This window comes from Actinoalloteichus hoggarensis (assembly GCF_002234535.1).
Classification (GTDB): domain Bacteria; phylum Actinomycetota; class Actinomycetes; order Mycobacteriales; family Pseudonocardiaceae; genus Actinoalloteichus_A; species Actinoalloteichus_A hoggarensis.
In genome coordinates this window covers 3,291,985-3,310,695 of sequence record NZ_CP022521.1, presented here as the reverse complement: position 1 = coordinate 3,310,695, position 18,711 = coordinate 3,291,985, and the positions used below count along the sequence as shown (strand labels likewise).

At 72.3% G+C, this 18,711-nt stretch carries 17 protein-coding genes; 8 read left to right on the top strand and 9 right to left on the bottom strand.

Translation table 11 applies throughout. From position 1 onward, the window contains the following. The first annotated feature begins 108 nt into the window (after positions 1–108). Positions 109–1,110, top strand: coding sequence for a GlxA family transcriptional regulator (locus AHOG_RS14605; RefSeq protein ID WP_093941845.1), 1,002 nt, complete (start codon positions 109–111; stop codon positions 1,108–1,110). A gap of 220 nt (positions 1,111–1,330) precedes the next feature. On the opposite strand, the gene AHOG_RS14600 is transcribed toward AHOG_RS14605, so the two are convergent. Then, complete coding sequence (locus AHOG_RS14600) at positions 1,331–2,554, bottom strand: site-specific integrase (protein WP_245856241.1); 1,224 nt, start codon at positions 2,552–2,554, stop codon at positions 1,331–1,333. Positions 2,555–2,980: 426 nt separating this feature from the next. On the opposite strand from AHOG_RS14600, the gene AHOG_RS14595 reads away from it, so the two are divergent. Genes AHOG_RS14595 through AHOG_RS14580 form a run of 4 tightly spaced genes read left to right on the top strand, consistent with a single transcriptional unit; the run spans position 2,981 to position 6,008 of the window. Next, complete coding sequence (locus tag AHOG_RS14595) at positions 2,981–3,178, top strand: hypothetical protein (RefSeq protein ID WP_093941844.1); 198 nt, start codon at positions 2,981–2,983, stop codon at positions 3,176–3,178. Positions 3,179–3,208: 30 nt separating this feature from the next. Continuing rightward, positions 3,209–3,925 carry a hypothetical protein gene (locus AHOG_RS29365; RefSeq protein ID WP_157736824.1) on the top strand — a complete coding sequence of 239 codons (717 nt, stop codon included), beginning with the start codon at positions 3,209–3,211 and terminating at the stop codon, positions 3,923–3,925. Then, positions 3,922–4,860, top strand: a complete 939-nt coding sequence (locus tag AHOG_RS14585) for a DUF6895 family protein (protein ID WP_157736823.1) — start codon at positions 3,922–3,924, stop codon at positions 4,858–4,860. The genes AHOG_RS29365 and AHOG_RS14585 overlap by 4 nt, the downstream gene beginning before the upstream one ends. After that, entirely contained in the window at positions 4,857–6,008 is a 1,152-nt protein-coding gene (locus AHOG_RS14580; RefSeq protein WP_093941841.1) for a serine hydrolase domain-containing protein, read from the top strand. The genes AHOG_RS14585 and AHOG_RS14580 overlap by 4 nt, the downstream gene beginning before the upstream one ends. A gap of 341 nt (positions 6,009–6,349) precedes the next feature. Here AHOG_RS14580 and AHOG_RS14570 read toward each other — a convergent pair whose 3' ends face one another. After that, positions 6,350–6,970: a TetR/AcrR family transcriptional regulator gene (locus tag AHOG_RS14570; protein ID WP_093941839.1), complete on the bottom strand. Its 621-nt coding sequence runs from the start codon at positions 6,968–6,970 to the stop codon at positions 6,350–6,352. Between the two features lie 148 nt (positions 6,971–7,118). On the opposite strand from AHOG_RS14570, the gene AHOG_RS14565 reads away from it, so the two are divergent. Beyond that, positions 7,119–7,910, top strand: a complete 792-nt coding sequence (locus AHOG_RS14565; RefSeq protein WP_093941838.1) for an SDR family NAD(P)-dependent oxidoreductase — start codon at positions 7,119–7,121, stop codon at positions 7,908–7,910. Positions 7,911–8,079: 169 nt separating this feature from the next. On the opposite strand, the gene AHOG_RS14560 is transcribed toward AHOG_RS14565, so the two are convergent. Then, the gene (locus AHOG_RS14560) at positions 8,080–8,916 is read right to left on the bottom strand and encodes an NAD(P)-dependent oxidoreductase (RefSeq protein ID WP_093941837.1); all 837 of its coding nucleotides are present in this window, start codon (positions 8,914–8,916) and stop codon (positions 8,080–8,082) included. Positions 8,917–8,968: 52 nt separating this feature from the next. Here AHOG_RS14560 and AHOG_RS14555 point away from each other — a divergent pair, with 52 nt between their 5' ends. Next, positions 8,969–9,325, top strand: coding sequence for a MerR family transcriptional regulator (locus AHOG_RS14555; protein ID WP_093944469.1), 357 nt, complete (start codon positions 8,969–8,971; stop codon positions 9,323–9,325). Positions 9,326–9,594: 269 nt separating this feature from the next. On the opposite strand, the gene AHOG_RS14550 is transcribed toward AHOG_RS14555, so the two are convergent. Further along, entirely contained in the window at positions 9,595–10,146 is a 552-nt protein-coding gene (locus AHOG_RS14550) for a GNAT family N-acetyltransferase (RefSeq protein ID WP_093941836.1), read from the bottom strand. Between the two features lie 20 nt (positions 10,147–10,166). Further along, the gene (locus AHOG_RS14545) at positions 10,167–11,054 is read right to left on the bottom strand and encodes a putative protein N(5)-glutamine methyltransferase (protein ID WP_093941835.1); all 888 of its coding nucleotides are present in this window, start codon (positions 11,052–11,054) and stop codon (positions 10,167–10,169) included. Positions 11,055–11,425: 371 nt separating this feature from the next. Between AHOG_RS14545 and AHOG_RS14540 the strand changes: the two genes are divergently transcribed. Further along, positions 11,426–11,998 carry a dihydrofolate reductase family protein gene (locus AHOG_RS14540; protein WP_093941834.1) on the top strand — a complete coding sequence of 191 codons (573 nt, stop codon included), beginning with the start codon at positions 11,426–11,428 and terminating at the stop codon, positions 11,996–11,998. 128 nt (positions 11,999–12,126) lie between these two features. Here the strand turns inward: AHOG_RS14540 and AHOG_RS14535 are convergent, their stop codons facing one another. The 4 genes from AHOG_RS14535 to AHOG_RS14520 form a co-directional block, all read right to left on the bottom strand. After that, on the bottom strand, positions 12,127–13,431 hold the full coding sequence (locus tag AHOG_RS14535) for an SWIM zinc finger family protein (RefSeq protein WP_157736822.1): 1,305 nt from the start codon (positions 13,429–13,431) through the stop codon (positions 12,127–12,129). Then, complete coding sequence (locus AHOG_RS14530) at positions 13,428–16,310, bottom strand: DEAD/DEAH box helicase (RefSeq protein WP_245856803.1); 2,883 nt, start codon at positions 16,308–16,310, stop codon at positions 13,428–13,430. Before AHOG_RS14530 ends, AHOG_RS14535 begins: the two co-directional genes overlap by 4 nt. 92 nt (positions 16,311–16,402) lie before the next feature. Further along, positions 16,403–17,245, bottom strand: coding sequence for an ABC transporter permease (locus AHOG_RS14525; protein WP_093941831.1), 843 nt, complete (start codon positions 17,243–17,245; stop codon positions 16,403–16,405). Then, positions 17,242–18,246 carry an ATP-binding cassette domain-containing protein gene (locus AHOG_RS14520; RefSeq protein WP_093941830.1) on the bottom strand — a complete coding sequence of 335 codons (1,005 nt, stop codon included), beginning with the start codon at positions 18,244–18,246 and terminating at the stop codon, positions 17,242–17,244. The genes AHOG_RS14525 and AHOG_RS14520 overlap by 4 nt, the downstream gene beginning before the upstream one ends. Positions 18,247–18,711 lie beyond the last annotated feature (465 nt).

The following is an 18,711-nucleotide window of genomic DNA, read 5'->3' as shown; positions in this document are numbered from 1 at the left end:
CGGTGTACGGGCCTGGGTGATGGCCGAAGGGGCGACTTCCGGTGACTCTGCCGCCGTCGGGCTGTCGAGACGAGTGGCCTGATAGCCATCATGTGAAAGGATCGGGCCATGGAGACATCGGTTCGCCCCCGCAGGCATCTGGTCGCCGTACTGGTGCGTCCCGGGTTGTTGACGATGGAGCTGGGGATCGTCCACCGTCTGTTCGGGCAGGCGGTCTCGGCCGAGGGGGAGCGGCTGTACGACGTCGTGACCTGCGCTGTCACGCCGGGGGAGCTGCGGACCGACGCCGACTTCACCATCGCCGTCCCGCAGGACTCGTCGGTGCTGGCGGAGGCGGACACGGTGATCGTGCCCGCCTCGGACGAGGATTACGGGCCCGACGAGGCGGGTCGGATCGGCGCTCCGCTCGCCGCGGCGTTGGCGAGCATCCGGCCGGGGACGCGCATCGCCTCGATCTGTACGGGGTCGTTCGTCCTGGCGGCGGCGGGTCTGCTGGACGGGCGGCGGGCGACGACGCACTGGCGATCGTGTGATCTGTTCCGGGAGATGTTTCCGGCGGTGGAGCTGGATCCGAACGTGCTGTACACCGATGACGACGGTGTGTTGACGGCGGCGGGGGTGGCGTCGGGGATCGATCTGTGTCTGCACATGATCCGGTGTGATCATGGTGCGGGGGTGGCCAACGAGGTCGCCAGGGCGACGGTGGTGTCGCCGCATCGGGAGGGCGGACAGGCTCAGTTCATCCGCAGGCCGGTGCCTCGGTCGCAGTCCTCGTCGACGGGGCCCGCTCGGGTGTGGGCGTTGGAACGGCTGGATTCGCCGTTGACGTTGCGGGAGTTGGCGGAGCAAGGGTCGATGAGCGTGCGGACCTTCACTCGGCGGTTTCGGGAGGAGGTGGGGATCTCGCCGTTGCAGTGGTTGACGCGGCAGCGGGTGGAGTCGGCGCGGCGGCTGTTGGAGGAGACGGATCTGCCGGTGGATCAGGTGGCCTCGGCGTCGGGGTTCGGGACGGCGACGTCGTTGCGGCAGCATCTACAGGCTGCGGTGGGGGTCTCGCCGACGGCGTATCGGGCGACGTTTCGCGGTGTGGCGGTGCAGGGTGCGGGGTGAGGCGGGCGGCAGGCCGTGGTGGGTCGTCCCGTGTGCTGTCGGGTCGGCGGACTCGTGAGCTCACTGCTGACGGAGCGGGGTGGATCGGCGTTCGGCCTGGACCCGGTGTGCGGGTCGTGCCGTTCGACGACGGCCGCGTCGGGGTCGGTGTGGTGCTTGCGAGTGTCGTGACGTTCGTGTTCGGTCGGGTGGCCTGGGGCCGGGTTTCTGGCGGGTGGGGTCAGAGGCCGAGGCGGGTGACGGCGTTGTCGTCGAGGGGGTTGGCGACGCGGATGTAGCGGTGGACGGTGCGTGGGTTGGACCAGCGTCCCTGGCGCATGATCTCGCGGTCGCCTGCGCCGCCGAGTGCGGCCTGGGTGGCGAAGCCCGCGCGGAGTGAGTGTCCGCCGAAGAGGTCGGGGTCCAGTCCCGCGCGGAGTGCGTAGCGTTTGACGATCTCGGCGACGGCGCGGCCGGACAGGGGGCGGTCGGCGATTCCGCCATGGCGGTTGACGGCGGGCAGCAGCGGGGTGGCGAGTTCGGTGAGGGCGGTGGCGGGGGTGAAGCGGTGGCAGCGGTGGACGCGGTCGTCGGGGCCGGGGTCGTCGAGAAGGGTGCGGACGGCGTCCTGGCCGCCGCGTCGTCGGGTCTCGACGAGTTCGGTCCAGTCGGCGTAGGCGCAGACGGGGCAGGTGTGGGGGCGGGCTCCTCGGGGGAGGACGACCTGTTGGTGCGCGGTGGCGGAGGTGTCGGTCTTGGTGACGCCGAGGTGGGCGATGAGGAGGGGTTCGCCGGTGGCGGGGTCGGTCTCGGTGGTGATGTCGGCGAAGGTGAGGGCGGCGAGTTCGCTGCGGCGGAGGGCGCCTGCGAAGCCGACGAGGAGCAGGAGGGTGTCGCGGCGGCGGGTGATGCCGCCGGGCCAGGTGGCGGGTGGTCGTTCGGCGAGGAGGGCTTCGAGGGTGTGCAGGAGTACGGGGCGTTTGCGGGCGGGTCTGGCGCGGCGGGTGCGGCGGATGCCGCGGAGGGTGAGTCGGACGACGTCGGCGCGGGTGGGGGAGGGCAGGCCGTTGGCGGCGTGGACGGCGGCGATGGCGGCTGCCTTGCGGTCCAGGGTGGCGGGGCTGTAGGCCCAGCGGGGCGGGTCGCCGTCGCGGCGGGTGTCGGCGGCGAGGGCGAGGTAGACGGCGAGGTCGACGGGGTCGGCGGGGAGTGCCTGTCGGTTCTCGCGGGTGCACCAGGCGGCCCAGGCGACCCAGTCGGTGCGGTAGGCGCGGAGGGTGTTGGGGGATTGGGAGGCTTCGAGGTAGCGGGTGAGGGAGTCGGCCTGTTCGGTGTCGAAGCGGGCTCGGACGGTGGCGAGTGCGCGGTGGTCGACCAGGACGCTGCGGTCGGTGCGGTGTCGGAGGGCGGCCTGGACGGTGGCGGGGAGGCGGTCGTCGGGCAGCGTGGCGGGGCGGTCGGTCACGGTGTCATGATCCAGCACCGGGGTCGTCGGCGACCGTGTGCGTCTTGCTGCCGGCGTAATCTCATTCTTTCGGGTGGTATGGCGATTGCTTTGCGGGCAATCTGACCACGGGGAGTCGTATTCGCCGGTCGGCGGCTCTCAGCGTTCTCGATCAGTGGAATGCGCGGTGTGAATCTTCGGCGTCTGGTAGGCGTCGACGGTCGTCCGAGGTCTTGTTCCGTGTGACCAGCGGATTTGCCGGAAGGTGCTCGACACATGGCGATCTCGACCGCGTTCGCAGCCTCTGACCTGGGGTGATGATTGCGCTAGATGACATTCATCAATTCCGTGCACCTCGTTCTCCGGCGCTTTCTTTGATCTCAGTCGGATGTCTACCGTGGCGTCATCCACAAAACCTGTGGGTCGGGGAATTCTTGAGGAGGAACGATGCGGACGTTCGACACCACCAGGACACCGGTCGCCCCCAGTGCCGAAGAGATTCGGGCGGTGACGGAGCTGATGGAGGAGCCGGAGCTGCCGGTTGCCGATCCCCCGCTTTTCGAGCCGAAGGCAGGCGGCGCGCTGCTGCTGGGGCTTCTCCTGTCGCATGGGGAGCCGAAGGAGCCGCCCGCGCCGCGCGGGTGAGCGCGGGCTGGGCGAGGAGAGGAAGCCACGGTGTCTCAGCTTGGGATGGAGCCGTCACCCCGGATGCGACTGGCGGCGTTGACGGACGCGCTGGCTGAGAGCGTCGTCCGTGCCCTTCGGGGCACGGACGACGTGTTCGCGCTCAGCGAGGTGGTCGATTCGCCGGACGACAGTGGCGGGTTGGCGGCGATCCGGGTGCTGGGGATGGACGCGATGGCGCCGCATCTGCTGGGCGGGCGGCGGCCGAGCCGTGCGGATGTGGAGTTGGTGCTGGCCAGTGTCCGGATGTTCCCGGTGTTGAGCCTGGACCGTGAGCTGCCTGCGATCCCGAAGGTGCGGGACTGGCTGACGGCCAGGGCGTTGACCTCGTTGGGGGTGGCCGGGGTGGAGACGGTCTGGCCGGTGGAGGTGGGGGCCGGGTTCGGGCGGCAGCCCGGGTGGGTGTCGTGGTGTGCGGTGATGGCGCGACTGTCGACGTTGGCGTTGCCGGGGGTGTACTGCCCGCTGCACGCGGACGCGCGTCGGTTCTCGGCGGATCTGGAGCGGGGTGTGACGCGGGCGATGCTGCGCCGTGATCATCGGACGGCGGCTCGGTTGGCGCGGTGGTTGGCCGCGGGTGACGGAGTGCGATCGGAGTTGTCGCTGGCCGCGTTGCTGCGTCATCTGGAGTTGGTGGCGGCGGGTGATCCTCGGGTGGCGCTGGACGTGGTGGTGGCGGGTCGAATGCTGGAGGGGTGCCGGAGATGAACACGGAGTTGGTGGCGCTGGGTCATCGGGTCGCCGGTGCCGCCTTCGGCTGGTTGAGCGAGGCCTGTCCGTATTTTCGGATGCCGCCGGGTCCGGTCGCCGACATCGATGTGGGCGAGTCGGTGAAGCCGCTGTGTGAGTTGGCGTTGGCGGGGTCGTTGGCGGTGCGGGAGTCGGTGACGGGCAGTCGGGAGGCGCAGATCGCGCCGGAGCTGGTCGACTTCGCGTGGCGTGAGTTCGGGTGTGGTCGGGTGTTGTTGGAGTTGCAGCGTCGCAGTGTCGCCGAGACGTATCCGATGGAGACGTACGCGCCGTTCGTGTGGGCGGGTCTGCGTCATCCGGAGTTGGACGAGTTGTCGGCTCATCTGGCGGGGCTGCGGTCGACGCAGGTGATCGAGCAGTTGCCGAATCGGTTGTTGGCGGTGGCGGCGGCGCAGCGGGTGATCGGTCTGCCGGAGACGTTGGATCGGCGGGAGTTGACGGCTCGGACGTGGTTGGGGGGCCGGTCGGAGCCGTGGACGGTGGACTTCTTGACGGCGTATGCGGTGACGCACACGGTGTTTCATCTGACGGACTGGGGTGCGCGTCCGGAGGAGCTGCCGAGTCCGTTGCAGAACTACCTGCATCGGTGGCTGCCCGCGTGGATAGAGGTGTATCGGGAGGCCGAGCAGTGGGATCTGGTCGGTGAGCTGTTGATGGTGGATCTGTGTCTGGAGGCGCCGAGTCATCCGGTGGGGGCGTGGGTGGCGTTGGCGGGGGCGCAGCGTGCGGACGGGTTGCTTCCGTATGGTCCGGTGCCTGCGCCGAGGCGGACGTCGGAGGCGTTTCGGAACTTCTATCACCCGACGGTGGTGGCGGCGATCGCCGGGACGTTGTTGGTGTCGCGGGGGATGGCGGAGTTGACGGCGGTCTCGGCGCGGGCGGGTGTGCGATGACTCCTCGTCCTGCGGAGCGGTTGGCGGCGGGTCTGCCGGGGTTGCGGCGGTCGTTTCGGGGTGGGGCGCTGGTGGTGGGCGCGGTGGTCCGGGGGCGGCGGTCGGTGGTGTGTCATGGGGTGTTGGATCGGGACGGTCGTCCGCCGGTGGACGCGCGGACGCTGTTCGAGGTGGGTTCGGTGACCAAGACGTTCACCGGGCTGTTGTTCGCCGACATGGTGGAGCGCGGCGAGGTGGGCTTCGACGACCCGATCAGTGCTTATCTGCCCGATGCGGGTCGACTGCGGCCTGCGACGGCGGCGATCACGCTGGGCCAGCTGGCGTCGCACACCTCGGGGCTGCCTCGGTTGCCGAGGAACCTGTATAGGCGGGCGGCGTCGGCGTGGAACAGCAATCCGTATGCGGGGTACGGGTTGGCGGATCTGCATGCCGCGTTGTGTCGGATGTCGCCGCGCGGTACGCCGGGGGTGACCTGTCGATATTCGAATCTGGGGGTGGGTCTGCTCGGCGTGTTGCTGGGGCGGGCGGTGCGGCAGGACTATCGACGGCTGGTGGTCGAGCGGGTGTGTCTGCCGTTGGGGTTGGAGCAGACGTGTGTCGATGAGCGGGATCGGCCGGAGCTGCTCAGCGCGGTGGGGCATCGGCGGGGCGGGCGGGTGCCGCCGTGGCGGATGGGGGTGTTGGCGGCGGCGGGGGTGTTGCGGGCCACGCCGGGGGATCTGCTGCGGTATCTCGACGCGCATCTGCGGCCCCATCGCACGGCGTTGGAGGCGGCGTTGTGGCGGACGCATGAGGCGTGGGGGCGGCGGCGTGGGGGTGACGAGTTCTGTCTGGACTGGACGCGGCGGGTGACGGCGTCGGGGGACACGGTGTTCCTGCACAGTGGCGCCACTCGCGGGTGCACGGCGTTCGTGGCGTTCTGTCCTCGGTGGGGTACCGGGTTGGCGTTGGTCGGGGATTCGACGCCGGGGGTGGGTGCGCGGGCGATCGCCCAGGCGTATCGGTTGTTCTCGCAGATCACCGCTGACGAGGCGGCGCGTCGGGCGGCGGCTCAGGTGCGGGTGTGGGCGGCGGCGCCCGCGTATGCGGGTCCGGTGGAGATGCCGGTGCAGCGGGGGGTGCTGTTGCCGGGGGACGTGTCGCGCTGAGCCGACCACGGGCGACGGGCCTGGGTGGTCGGTTCGTCGCGGTGGCTCGGATGGTGATCTTCCGGCGGCCGCGGCCGCGGGTCGGTGAAGCGGTGAGGCGGTGAGGCCGTCGGCGGTGGAGGTGTCGGGGGGCGAGGTTCGACCGTGGGATTCGGTCCGCGGGGTGTCTCCGGCGGTGGCGGTGTCGGGGTCCCGTGTCTGACGGGCGGCGCCGTTCCGGGCTCCTTCCTCGGGGTGGGCGGGCACACGGTCTCGGACGTCTCTGGAGGCGACGGGTGAGGCGCTGACGCTTGCGTCGGCGGTACGCCGGTCTCCAGCGCCCCTCGGGCGGGGCGGACGTCTCAGCGCCCGGGGGGCGATCCGCCGAGTGCCCCCAGCAGTGTCGTGAGTGTGAGTCCGACCCGGGCGTCGAGGGTCGAGGCGTCGGCGGTGACTGCCGTGCGCAGTGTGGGGGCGTCGGCGGGCAGGTCGTACACCTCGGCGAAGAGCGCGAGGTAGACCTTGCGGCACCAGGTGGGGTCGTCCGCCGTGATGTCGCCGGAGGCGTGCAGGCGAGCGAACAGGGTGTCCAGTTTCTCCTGGATACGCGGGTCGGAGGCCGGGGAGCCGGGACTCCGCGTCGTCGGGGTCAGCGTGATGGTGAACGGGTGGCTCGTCTTGAGTTCGAAGGCCGCCTCCGTCAGTCGGTAGAGCGCGATCAGGGGCGGCGTGCTCTCCACCCGTGCCTGTTCGAACGCGTCGAGGTATCGGGTGTTCAGGTCGCGCACGAGGGCGTCTAGCAGGGTCTGGCGAGAGGGGAAGTGGCGGTGCACGGTCGCCCTGGTGACACCGGCCTGGTTCGCGACCTCCGTGAGCGAGGCGCTCGGGTCGACGCTGAAGACCTGCTGCGCGGCGGTCAGGATGCGTTCGATGCTCAGTCGTGCGTCGGCGCGCACTCGCCGCGCCGCGTTGTTCGCCGTCATGCTCCCCCTTCCGCGCTGAGTGTATCTGACACGTCGACGACAACAAATTCACTTCAACTGTCGCATCGTTGTATCAGTTATTCTGACAACTGAGACGTAGATGCTGCCATCGGGTGGACGAACCCACCGAGGAACGGAGCGCGACGATATGGATCTTCAGCTATCCGGCAGGCGTGTCCTGGTGACCGGCGCGAGCCGAGGCATCGGCCTGGCCGCGGTCCAGGCGTTCCTCGCGGAAGGGGCCGCGGTGACCGCCGTGTCGCGCAACGGCTCGCCCGAACTCGACGCCACCGGCGCCACGTTCCTCGCTGCGGACCTCGCCACACCGGAGGGCCCCCGACGCATGATCGAAGAGGCGCTGGCCGCGGACCCCCGGCTGGACGTCCTGGTCAACAACGCAGGCGGAGGCGAGCTCCCCGCCGAAGCGGTCCTGGACCCCTTCGGCGGGGAGGACGAGGTCTGGTCCCGATTGCTGGACCTGAACCTCTACGCCCCAGTGCGTGCCATTCGCGCCGCCATGCCGGCCCTGACCGAATCACGGGGCGCGGTCGTGAACGTCGGATCGGAGTCGTCGTTGCGACCCCACAGCGCCCCGCTGTCCTATTCGGCGGCCAAGGCCGCGCTCAACGCCTTCTCCCGCGGCCTGGCGGAGAAGGTCGCCGCCGCCGGGATACGCGTCAACGTCGTCACACCCGGTGGGACCCGCACGCGCCTGCTGACCGGTGAGGACGGCGTCGCCGGGAAGGTCGCCGCCGCCCTCGGCGCCGACCGCGCCACCATCGTGGAGAACCTCGTCCGAGAGAACGGGATGATCACCGGGAGCCTCATCGAGCCCGCCGAGATCGCCCGTGTCATCGTGATGCTGGCCTCGCCGACCCTGCCCAACGCCGTCGGCTCCAACTGGACGGTGCACGCCGGGTCCCTCAAACAGCCGGCCTGACCGCGACAACCGGAGACGGTCCAGTGGATCGACGGCCCTGTCGGCCCGCGACGGCGATCCGGCGGAACTCCTGCCCGTCGACGACCGCGGCGCACACCGTCATCCTCCCCCCGTCGGCCCGGTCGGATGTGCTGTCGGTCGCGGTCGCGGACGCGGCAGGCGCGCGGGTCTAGCGGGCGGCGAGTCGGGCGTAGCCCGCCGTGCCGTGGCCGGCGTCGACGGCGCGTCGTACGTCGGCGCGGGCGGCGCTGAGCACGCCGTTGTCCAGGTCGTGGAAGCGGACGGTGTCGAGGATGTGGTCCATGACCGCCCCGACGGAGTCCATCGTGGTGTCGTCGCCGGGGAAGTGACCGGTGTCGAGCTGTTCGGCGATCTGGTCGATCATGTCGGGGAGGATCCCGATCAGGTTCTTGGCGCGGGCGGCGAACTCGTCGGGGGCGATGTCCTCGGCGGCGGCCAGGGTGAAGGCGTGGACGACGCCGCTGAGGGCCGTCCAGAGGAGGTCTTGCAGCGAGGTGTCCAGCGCGGCGGCGCGGCCGGGGTCGGTGCCGACGTGGTCGGCGTTCTCGCCGAGGGCGGCGAGGACGGGCCGGTGGGCCTGGTAGGCGTGGTGCGGGCCGCTGTAGTAGAGGGTGGCCGCGGGGGTGCCGATGATGTCGGGGGTCGCGATGATCACGCCGTCGAGGCAGGTGACGTCGTGGTCGCGGGCCCAGGAGGCGAGGGCTCGGGCCTGGCGCGGCGAGTTGCCGGTGAAGTTGACCAGGGTGCGACCTCGGAGTGCGTCGGCGTCCAGGATCGCCTCGGCGGCCGACTGGTCTCGCACGCAGACCAGGACCAGGGGGCTGGCCGCGCTCGCCTCGGCGGCGGTGTCGGCGACGGTGACGGCCAGGCCCGTCGCCTTGCCTGGGGTGCGGTTCCACACGGTGGTGTCGTGGCCCGCGGTGGTGAGGGCGGTGGCCAGGGCGCGTCCCATGGGGCCGAGTCCGAGGACTGTCACGGAGGTCATGCCGGCTAAGCTAAACGTTCACGTCGACGTGAGAGTCAAGCCTGGAGTGTCGGTGAGGATCGGGGAGTTCGCGCGGCGCGCCGGGGTCAGTGTGCGGGCGCTGCGGTATTACGAGGAGCAGGGTCTGCTGGCGCCGCGGCGGCGGCCGAGCGGATATCGGGTGTACCGCGAGGAGGACCTCCCGGTGGTGCGGCGGATTCGGGTGCTGTTGGCGGCCGGGCTGAGTTCGTCTCAGATCGCGGAGGTGCTGCCGTGCATCGTGGACGAGGACGGGTGGCTGACACCGGACTGTCCGGAGCTGGTCGACGGGCTGGTGGCCCAGCGGGATCGGATCGACGAGGCGATCGGCGATCTGACGACGACACGAGAGAACCTGAACAGGATCATCGACGGCAGGCGCGCCGGCTGATCCTCGGGCGTGGGCTGCCGGTCGCCGTGGTGGAGGTCGGCGCACGATCCGGCCGGTCGAGTCGCTGCCGGTGAAGTGAGCGGGTCCCGGCGGTGCCGTGGTCTCCGGTCGACCGGCGGCGCGCGGCGGCGAGTCGGAGTTCCGCGCCACGGGTCGGGGTGTCGGTGGACCACTGGGTCGCGATCAGCGATCATTCCCGGCTTCGGATGCCGTATGCGAGGTGAACACCGCGACGCCGTCACACCGTCGGGCCGGTGTGTCCGCGGGGGTCAGTCGTCGTCGAGGGCCGCGAAGAGCAGGGAGTCGCGCCAGGTGTCTCGGACGTAGCGGTTGCTGCGGAGTCGGCCTTCGCGCCGCAGTCCCGCCTTCTCCAGCACGCGCGCCGAGGCGAGGTTGTCGGGGTGGCAGGTGGCCGAGATGCGCCGCAGTGCCAGTCGGGTGAAACCGAAGGACAGGAGCAGGGTGGCGGCCTCGGTGGCCAGGCCCCTGCCCCAGTGGTCGCGGTGGAACACGTAGCCGAGTTCCCCTTGGCGGTGGGCGGGGTCGGTGACGCCCACGGCGACCGAGCCGACGAGCACGCCGGTGGCGGCGTCGACGGCGGCCAGGTGGAACTCGGCGCGGGGCGTCTCGCGGGCCTGGGCCACGGCGTCGGCGATGAAGGTCACGCTGTCCTGCATGGTGTTGGGGCCCCAGTCGGTGAACCGGGTGACCTCCGGGTCTCCCGCGATGGCGTGGACGGCGTCGACGTCGGTGTCCTGGAAGTCCCGCAGGATGAGGTTTCGACCGGTGAGGAGGACGCCTGCGGGTCGGGGTCTGGTCATGGTCGTGTCCTCCGGTCGGGTCAGGTGTGCCGCGGTTCGTCCCGGCGGGGGTTCGTCGGGGGCCGGGTGGTTCCGGCGGTGCGGAGGGGGGTTCGGGCGGGCCTGCCGATGACGACCGTCGCGTGGCCGTCGTCGGAGGTGGCGACCTCGGGGACCAAGCCGTGGTCGGTGAACGCGGTGACCGCTCGCGGCAGCTGTCGTCCGCTCGTCTCGATGAGCAGCGCGCCGCGCGCGGCGAGCCAGTGCGGGGCGGCGGCGGCGACCTGGCGGAGGACGTCGAGTCCGTCGGCACCGCCGTCCAGCGCGGTCCTGGGCTCGTGCAGGCGTGCCTCCGGGGGGAGGAGGTCGATCTCCTCGGTGGGGACGTAGGGGACGTTGGCGACCAGGATGTCGACGCGGCCGAGCAATGTCGAGGGCAGCGGGGTGTACAGGTCGCCGTGATGGACGTGGCCGCCCGCCTCGGTCAGGTTTCGGCGGGCGCAGGCCACGGCGGCGGGTTCCACGTCGACGGCGTGCAGTTCGGCCTGGTCGAGGACGGCCAGGAGTGCGGCGCCGACGGCGCCGGATCCGCAGCACAGGTCCACGATCACGGGCACCGGCGGCGGTGTGACGTGTCGCCGGTTGTCGTGGGCCAGGCGGAGGGCCTGGTCGACGAGGAACTCGGTGCGGCGGCGGGGGACGAACACGCCGGGGTCCACGGCGATGCGTCGTCCGTGGAACTCGGCCCAGCCCAGGATGTGTTCCAGGGGCAGTCCGGCGGCGCGACGTTCCACCATGGCCGTGAGGTCGGCGGAGGTGACGGCCGCGGAGACGAGCAGGTGTGCCTCGTCCTCGGCGTAGACGCAGCCTGCGGCGCGGAGGCGGGTGGTGATCGAGGCGTGGGTGGCGGATGTGGAGGAAGCCGACATGGGAGCCTTTCGCCGAGGACGGCGGGTGTCGCTCACCTCGGCTACGCCGGGTGGATCACGCGGCGATGAGGCGGGCGTACCCGGCCTGACATGGTGCTGATGACCCGCACCTCCTTCGTCGCCCGTGTCCGTGATCTACGGCGGCGACACTACCGGAGGGCGGTCCGTTCCGGCCGGCACGGTGTGGTCGGCGGCGACGGTGAGGTCTCGGCCGTCGGCGCGTGCGGAGGGCAGGCCGCCGGGCGATGCTTCGGGGCGACGTGGCGGGCGACACGTCTTCGCGGCGGCGAGTTCGCGGCGGTGCGCCGGTCTGTTCCGACAAGGGCGCGGCGAGTGGCCGGTGATGCCCGCGAACGAAGGAGGATCGAGAGATGCGTGACGTCGTCTACTCGTTGTCGGTCTCGCTGGACGGGTTCATGCGGTCCGTCGACGGTGACATCTCGTGGAGTGAACCCGATGCGGAGCTGCTCGAGTTCCACAACGAGCTGGCTCGTGCGGTCGGCACGTCGTTGTACGGGCGTCGTCTGTACGAGGACATGGCCGCCTATTGGCCGTCGGTGGCCGACGATCCGGCGGCGAACCCGCAGGAGGCGGATTTCGCCCGGATCTGGCTGGACATGCCGAAGGTGGTGTTCTCCCGGACGTTGGCGAGGGTCGAGCACAACAGCAGGCTCGTGGCCGACGATCTCGCCGGGGAGGTGGCGCGGCTGAAGGCGCTGCCGGGTGGCGATCTGGAGTTGGGCGGGGCGGGCATCGCGGCGAGTTTCCTGCGGGAGGGTCTGATCGACGAGTTCCGGCTGTTCGTCCATCCCGTCGTCCTGGGTGGGGGCACCCCGTACTTCCCGGCGTCGTCGGCGCCGGTGCCGCTGCGGCTGGCGGGCACCCGTGTCTTCGACTCGTCGGGTGTGGTGTTCCTGCGGTATCGGCGGGCCGGACGGGAGTGAGCGGGGGACCGGCGGCCTGGATGTGCGGGGCGTGGTGGGCACGGGTGTGGTCGGCACGGGGCGCGTGCCGACCTGCCGCGGTGGTCTCGCTTCGGCGGCGACGGGCGGCCGGTGTCGCTCGTGGCGCACTACGGGGCAGCGGCACCGGCGGCGGGTTCGCGGCCCGATTCGGCTCCGTCAGGGGCGGCGGGCGGTCGCCCGCGGTCCGTCAGTTCCGTGAGGACGGCCGTCGGGTCGTCGCCCGGCGGGCCCGCCGGATGCCAGGAGTCGCCGTCGCGGCGGAAGGGATACCAGCGTCCGTCGCGGCCCAGACGCAGTTGGACGCCTCGGTCGTCGGCGGTCCACCGGTTGCGCCAGACCCGCAGCTCGGGTATCCGGTCCGTGCCTTCCTGCTCGCGGTAGGCGGTGAGGGCGTCGTGGGCCCGTGCGGTCTGTTCGGCGGTCGGGTGCCAGACGGTCTCCAACGCCTCCAGGCCGGGGCGGCCGCCGAGCTCCCAGGCGCGGACGGCACGGGGGAACGCGGCGGGGTCGGCCGCGGCGGCGGCCAGTCGTCCGCGCGTCGACGGGTCGTCGTGGGTGGCGGCGATGCGGACGCCGTCGGTGTGTCGGTTCAGCGGCGGCGGGGGAGCGTCGAGGATGAGCAGGTCGGCCGCGCGGCGGGCGGCGTCGGTGACGAGGAACGCCAGGGCCGTCGGGTCGACGCCGGGGCCCGGGTCGAATACCGCGGCGGGCGGGTGGTCGGTGACCGGCGGTGGGGGCGGCGGCAGGGGAGCGACGTGTCGGGTGTAGGCCTGGGCGGCGGGGACTCCCGGGGATTCCGGCGGTGGGGTGTCGCTCTCGTCGTGGGCGGTGGGGGCGGCGGCGGTGTGGGCCTGGAGTTCGTCCAGGAGCGTGTCGCGGTCGCGGCCGCGCAGCAGGAGCAGGACGAAGGGGTCGTCGTCGACGAGCCATCCTGCCTGGCAGCACAGTGCGGCGGCGTGGCGGCACGGGTGCTCGAAGCCCGCGCAGTCGCAGTCCGGGTCGAGGTCGCCGAGGCCGGGGAACAGGCGGATGCCCGCGTCGGCGGCGATCTCGGCGAGTTCCGGAGGCATGTCGTGGTCGGCGAGGGCGGCGACGTGTCCGGCGGTGCGGGTGATCTGGTCGAGGAGGCGGTCCCAGTCGTGATCGGCGAGTGGTTCCAGCCGGACGACGCTGTGGTGGGTGCTGCCGTCGGCGTCGTGGACGCGGGCGGCCAGCCGGCCGGGGCTGACGGTGATGGACTCGACGTGGCCGGCGGCGGCGTGGCGGCGGCCACGGCGTAGCTGGTCGTCATCCAGGGAGGTGTCTCGCACTGCTCGGGTCCAGGCGGCGCCCCACCACGTTCGGGGTCGTCGGGCGCGGCCGGGTGGGAACGGGGGGAAGCCGAGTGCGGGTTCGGCGGGTGCACGGTTCACGGGTTCCTCAACTCGATCAGCGCGGCCAGGTCGGCGTCGGAGAGTTCGGTGAATGCCTGCTCGCCTCGAGTCAGCACGGCGTCGGCGAGGTCGCGTTTGGCCGCGAGCATGGCGGCGATGCGGTCTTCGAGGGTGCCTTCGGCGATGAGGCGGTGTACCTGGACGGGGCGTATCTGGCCGATGCGGTGGGCGCGGTCGGTGGCCTGGTCCTCCACGGCGGGGTTCCACCACCGGTCGTAGTGCACGACGTGGTCGGCGCGGGTGAGGTTGAGGCCGGTGCCTGCGGCCTTCAACGACAGCAGGAACACCGGCACCTCGCCGTCCTGGAAGCGGCGGATGTGCTCTTCTCGCCGGTCCACGGGGGTGCCGCCGTGCAGGAGCCGCGTCGTGACTCCTCGGCGGGTGAGGTGATCGCGTAGGAGTCGCGCCATGGCGACGTACTGGGTGAAGACGAGGACGGCCCCGTCACCGGCGGTGGCGGTGTCGATGATCTCGTCGAGGACGGCGAGCTTCCCGGATCGGCCGCGGAGCCGGGGTCGGGTCTCGCGGAGGTAGTGGGCGGGGTGGTTGCAGATCTGTTTGAGGGAGGTGAGCAGGGTGAGGATCAGGCCTCGGCGGTGGTGTGCGTCGGCGTCGGCGATGCGGTGCAGGGTCTCGCGGATGACGGCCTCGTACAGGCCCGCCTGTTCGGTGGTGAGGGCCGCCGGGTGGTCGGTCTCGGTCTTGGGGGGCAGTTCGGGGGCGATGTCGGGGTCGGATTTGTGGCGGCGCAGCAGGAAGGGCCGCACCAGTCGTGTGAGGCGGCGGGCCTGGTCACGGCCGTCGGCCGCGGGGTCGGGCTGGGTGGTGTTCGAGGACTCGGGCGGTTCGGTGCCGGATGCCGCGGAGGGCGGGGTGCGGTGCAGTGCGGCGGTGGCGCGGCGGAACGCGGCCTGGGTGCCGAGCAGGCCGGGGGTGGTCCAGTCGAGGATCGCCCACAGTTCGGTCAGGGAGTTCTCCACCGGGGTGCCGGTGAGGGCCACGCGGGCGCGGGCCGGGATGCGGCGCAGTGCCGTCGCGGTGTGAGAGCGGTGGTTCTTGACGTGTTGCGCCTCGTCGGCGACGAGCAGCCCCCAGGGGCGGCCGGTGAGGGCCGCGGTGTGCAGCCGCATGGTGGCGTAGGTGGTCAGGACGATGCCGTCGGTGACGTCGTCGACGGTGCGGGTGCCGCCGTGGAGGCGGCGCACCGGGGTGCCGGGGGCGAAGCGGGTGATCTCGCGTTCCCAGTTGCCCAGCAGCGAGGCCGGACATACGACGAGGGTCGGCCCGTTCTCGGGGTGGCGGCTTCGCCGGTGCAGGTGCAGGGCGATCACGGTGATCGTCTTGCCCAGGCCCATGTCGTCGGCCAGGCAGCAGCCCAGGCCCAGGGAGGTCATCCGGTTCAGCCAGCGCAGCCCGGTGAGCTGGTAGTCGCGCAGGGTTCCGGCGAGTGCGGCGGGCGCGTCGATCGGGTCGGCGTCGACGCGGGGGTCGGCGATCCGGGTGCGGAGGGTCTCCAGGGCGTCGGCGGCGACGACCTCGACGTCGGTGGCGTCCACGACGGTGTGTCCGGTCAGGGCCAGACGGAGGGCGTCGGCGGCGGGCAGGTCGGGTGCCCGGGGTCGGCGGGCCCGGTCGATCACGTCGGGGTCGACGAGAACCCACTGGTCGCGGAGGCGGACCACGGGGCGGTGCGCGTCGGCGAGCAGGTCGCGTTCGGTGTCGGTGAGCGGGTTGCCGCCCAGGGCGACCTGCCAGTCCAGCCGGAGCGGGCGGGTGCCGTCGAAGTAGGCGGCGGTGTCGTCGGGGAGCGTCGATCCGCCGCCCGCGACCAGTCGGGTGGTCAGGTCGCGGCCGAGGGCGCGGGGCAGGTGGACGTCCACTCCGGCGGCGGCCAGTCTGCGGGCGGCCGAGTCGAGCAGGTCGAACACCTCGTCGTCGGTGACGTCGGTCTCGGCGGGCACCGTCTGGGTGAGGAGCCTGCCCAGCGGGGCCCAGTGCGGGGCGGCTCGGCGGATCGCCAGGACCGTGTCGACGCGGGTGCGGCCGCCGAACCCGGCGGGAGGCGGGCCGGTCGGCGCCCAGCAGGCCGCGGCGTCGACGACGCGGGTCGCGTCGGCCAGGCTGTGGAGCTGCACGACGATCCGGAACGAGCCGGGGCCGACGGCGGCCCAGTCGGTGGCGGGGCGGTCGGTGTCCAGACGGAGGGAGATCCGCACCCCGGTGTCGGCGCCCGCGGCGACCTGGCGGGCCCAGTCGCGTAGTTCGGGTGCCCGCCGGGGTTCGGCGGCGGCGAAGAGGCGGGTGCCCGCGGCGTCGGCGGCGGCCGGGCCGCGGGGCATCGTGTCGGCCACGGCGTCGAGGAAGTCCCGGAGCAGTCGGCGAGGCTCGGCGAGGACGGTGTCGTCGCCGCCCGTGGTGAGGGGCACGGCGTGGGCGTCGGGGGGCATGGCCTCGGCGAGTGCGGTGAGGTGTTCGATGTCGGCGGCGTCCCACGGTCCGATGCGCCAGGCGTCGACGTCGGTGGGTGACAGGCCGGGGAGCAGTCTGCCTCGGGCGACGAGGTGCAGGGCCAGTCGGCGGGCGGCGCGCCAGAACACCGCCGTCGGATGGGTGAGGAGGGCGGGGTCGGCCAGGAGTGTGAGGGCGTCGCCGACCGGGATCGAGTCGGCGAGGACGGGCCGGACGTGGACGCCGCCGTCGGCGTCGAGCCGGACCCACGGGATCTCGTCAGGTGTGGTGTGGGGGGTGGGCGTGGTGTCGCGGCGGACGACGAGTCGGCCCGCGCGGGGCGGGTCGGCGGCGACGAAGGCCACCGGATGCGGTGAGGGTGTCGGTGTCGTCGGCGCGGCGGCGGGCACGGGATCACGCTCCTGACGGGGACGGGCGGCGGGGTGGGACGTCGTGCGGCGGGCGGGCGCCGGGAGCGTCGGAGGGGCCGAGGCGGCGGTGTTCATCGGCTCAGCCGGCGGTAGCGGCGCAGCGCCAGGGGGATGAACACCGCCGACAGCAGCAGCGGCCAGGCGACGGCCATGGTCACGGCATGCTGCGCCGCGAAGGACTGGCCCTCCCATCCCGGATTGTCGAACAGGGCGCGCGCGGCGGTGACGGTGGCCGACATCGGGTTCCATTCGGCGGCCGCGGCCAGCGGGGCGGGCATGGTCTCGGGGGCGACGAAGGCGTTGGAGAGGAATCCGGCGGGCCACACGAGGATCTGCACCGCGGCGGCCGAGGCGGGGGTGCGCAGCAGCAGTCCCAGATACACGCCGACCCAGATGAAGGCCAGGCGCAGCAGCAGGAGCAGAGCCACCGCCGCGGCGGCCGCGGCGAGGCCGCCGTGCCATCGCCAGCCGACGGCCAGGCCGCAGAGCATGACCACGGCGAGTCGGGCCGTCGAGTCGATCAGGTCGGCGACGGCGCGCCCCCCGAGGACCGCGGATCCTGCGATCGGCAGGGAGCGGAACCGGTCGGTGACGCCGCGGGCGGCGTCGGTGGTGACGGCCAGCACCGTGGACTCCAGGCCGAAGAGCATCGTCATGGCGAACATGCCCGGCAGGAGGAATTCGCGGTAGTCCCCGCCGCCGGGCACGGTCATCGCGCCGCCGAAGAGATAGCCGAACATCAACACGAGCATGATCGGGAACAGCAGGTTGACGATGACGGGCGTGGGGTCTGCCGCCCAGTGCAGCAGGTCACGGCGGGTGACGGCGGCGATGTCGGTGACGGCGTGGCGGAGCCGACTCACCGGTCCGGCGGCGGGTGCGATCCGGTGGTCGACGGTGTGGGGGGTGGTCATGCGGCGGTGTCCTCCCCGACGCGGCGAACGGTGTCGGCGTCGGTGTCGTGTGGTCGAGCGGGGCGGCCGGTGAGGCTGAGGAACACCTCGTCCAGGGTGGCGCGGCGGCGGGCGACGTCGTGGACGGTCAGGTTCTCGGCGTCCAGGGCACGTAGGACGGCGATGGTGGCGGCGGCCGTGGCCGGGGTGCGGGCGGTGGCGCGGCGGGAGTCGGCGTCGACGGTGACGGGGCTGTCGGTGACGCGGCCGAGGATCTCGGCGGCGCGGGACAGGTCGGTCGGGTGGCCGACGACGACGTCGAGTCGGTCGACGCCCAGGGAGGCCTTCAGCTCCTCGGGGGTGCCCGCGGCGACGGCGCGGCCGTGGTCCAGGACGGTGATCTGGTCGGCCAGCCGGTCGGCCTCGTCCAGGTACTGGGTGGTGAGCAGGATCGTGGTCCCCTCGGCGGCAAGGCCCCGCACCTCCTGCCAGAGCTCTTCGCGGCTGCGCGGGTCCAGGCCGGTGGTGGGTTCATCGAGGAACAGCACGGCCGGTGTCTGGATCAGTCCGACGGCGAGGTCGAGTCGGCGGCGCATCCCGCCGGAGTAGCGGGCGACCCGGCGGTCGGCGACGTGGGCGAGGCCGAAGCGGTCGAGCAGGTCGTCGGCTCGGCGGCGGGCCGCGGGGGCGTCGAGGTGGTGCAGTCCGCCGAAGAGCCGGAGGTTCTGGCGTGCGGTGAGGGCATCGTCGACGGCGGTGTGCTGGCCGACCAGGCCGATGCGGCGTCGGACGCCCGCGGGGTCGGCGGCGACGTCGACGCCGTCGACGGCGGCTCGGCCGCCGTGGGCGCGCAGCAGGGTCGCGAGGATGCGGACGGTGGTGGTCTTGCCCGCGCCGTTGGGGCCGAGGAGCGCGCAGACGCGGCCTGCGGGGACGGTCAGGTCGAGCCCGGTGAGGACGTCGACGTCGCGGTATCGCCGGTGCAGCTGGTGCACGTCGAGGGCGGGTGGGTGACTGCTCACACGAGACCTCTACTTCGTACAGTGTACGGATTGCTGGGGTCATCGTACCGTACGATGTACGGGGAAGTCTCGTCGGAGTCCGGGGCGATGCGGCAGTGCTCGACGAACCGCCCGACCGGGACGTCGGCCTCGTCGTCCCTGCCAGGCCGATGCGGACGAGGGCACCCGGCCGGGACGGCACGGTTGGCGGTTCCCCGTGCGCCGTGTCCGACCCGAGGTCGCGAAACAGTGACGCGATCACGCCGAGAATCCGGGCGAGACGATCGTCGGGGTCGCCGACCGACCGGCCGAACCCGCCCGGGAGACGCCGAGCAGCCGTCCAGAGGAACGCCGTCGGCGCCCGGAAGTCGACTGCGATCGGTGGACGGCGTGGGCGCGACCATGAGGATCGGCACGCCCGCCACGGCGGCGCGCGCCGCGACGGCCGGGCGGGGACGTTCGGACGTCGACTCGTCCAGTCGACGG

Bases quoted from the DNA above. Each gene is read 5' to 3' on its own strand.
- AHOG_RS14595 (WP_093941844.1), top strand. From the start codon at position 2,981: ATGCGGACGTTCGACACCACCAGGACACCGGTCGCCCCCAGTGCCGAA.
- AHOG_RS14545 (WP_093941835.1), bottom strand. From the start codon at position 11,054: ATGTCGGCTTCCTCCACATCCGCCACCCACGCCTCGATCACCACCCGC.
- AHOG_RS14550 (WP_093941836.1), bottom strand. From the start codon at position 10,146: ATGACCAGACCCCGACCCGCAGGCGTCCTCCTCACCGGTCGAAACCTC.
- AHOG_RS14605 (WP_093941845.1), top strand. From the start codon at position 109: ATGGAGACATCGGTTCGCCCCCGCAGGCATCTGGTCGCCGTACTGGTG.
- AHOG_RS14565 (WP_093941838.1), top strand. From the start codon at position 7,119: ATGGATCTTCAGCTATCCGGCAGGCGTGTCCTGGTGACCGGCGCGAGC.
- AHOG_RS14560 (WP_093941837.1), bottom strand. From the start codon at position 8,916: ATGACCTCCGTGACAGTCCTCGGACTCGGCCCCATGGGACGCGCCCTG.
- AHOG_RS14580 (WP_093941841.1), top strand. From the start codon at position 4,857: ATGACTCCTCGTCCTGCGGAGCGGTTGGCGGCGGGTCTGCCGGGGTTG.
- AHOG_RS14525 (WP_093941831.1), bottom strand. From the start codon at position 17,245: ATGACCACCCCCCACACCGTCGACCACCGGATCGCACCCGCCGCCGGA.
- AHOG_RS14540 (WP_093941834.1), top strand. From the start codon at position 11,426: ATGCGTGACGTCGTCTACTCGTTGTCGGTCTCGCTGGACGGGTTCATG.
- AHOG_RS14585 (WP_157736823.1), top strand. From the start codon at position 3,922: ATGAACACGGAGTTGGTGGCGCTGGGTCATCGGGTCGCCGGTGCCGCC.
- AHOG_RS14570 (WP_093941839.1), bottom strand. From the start codon at position 6,970: ATGACGGCGAACAACGCGGCGCGGCGAGTGCGCGCCGACGCACGACTG.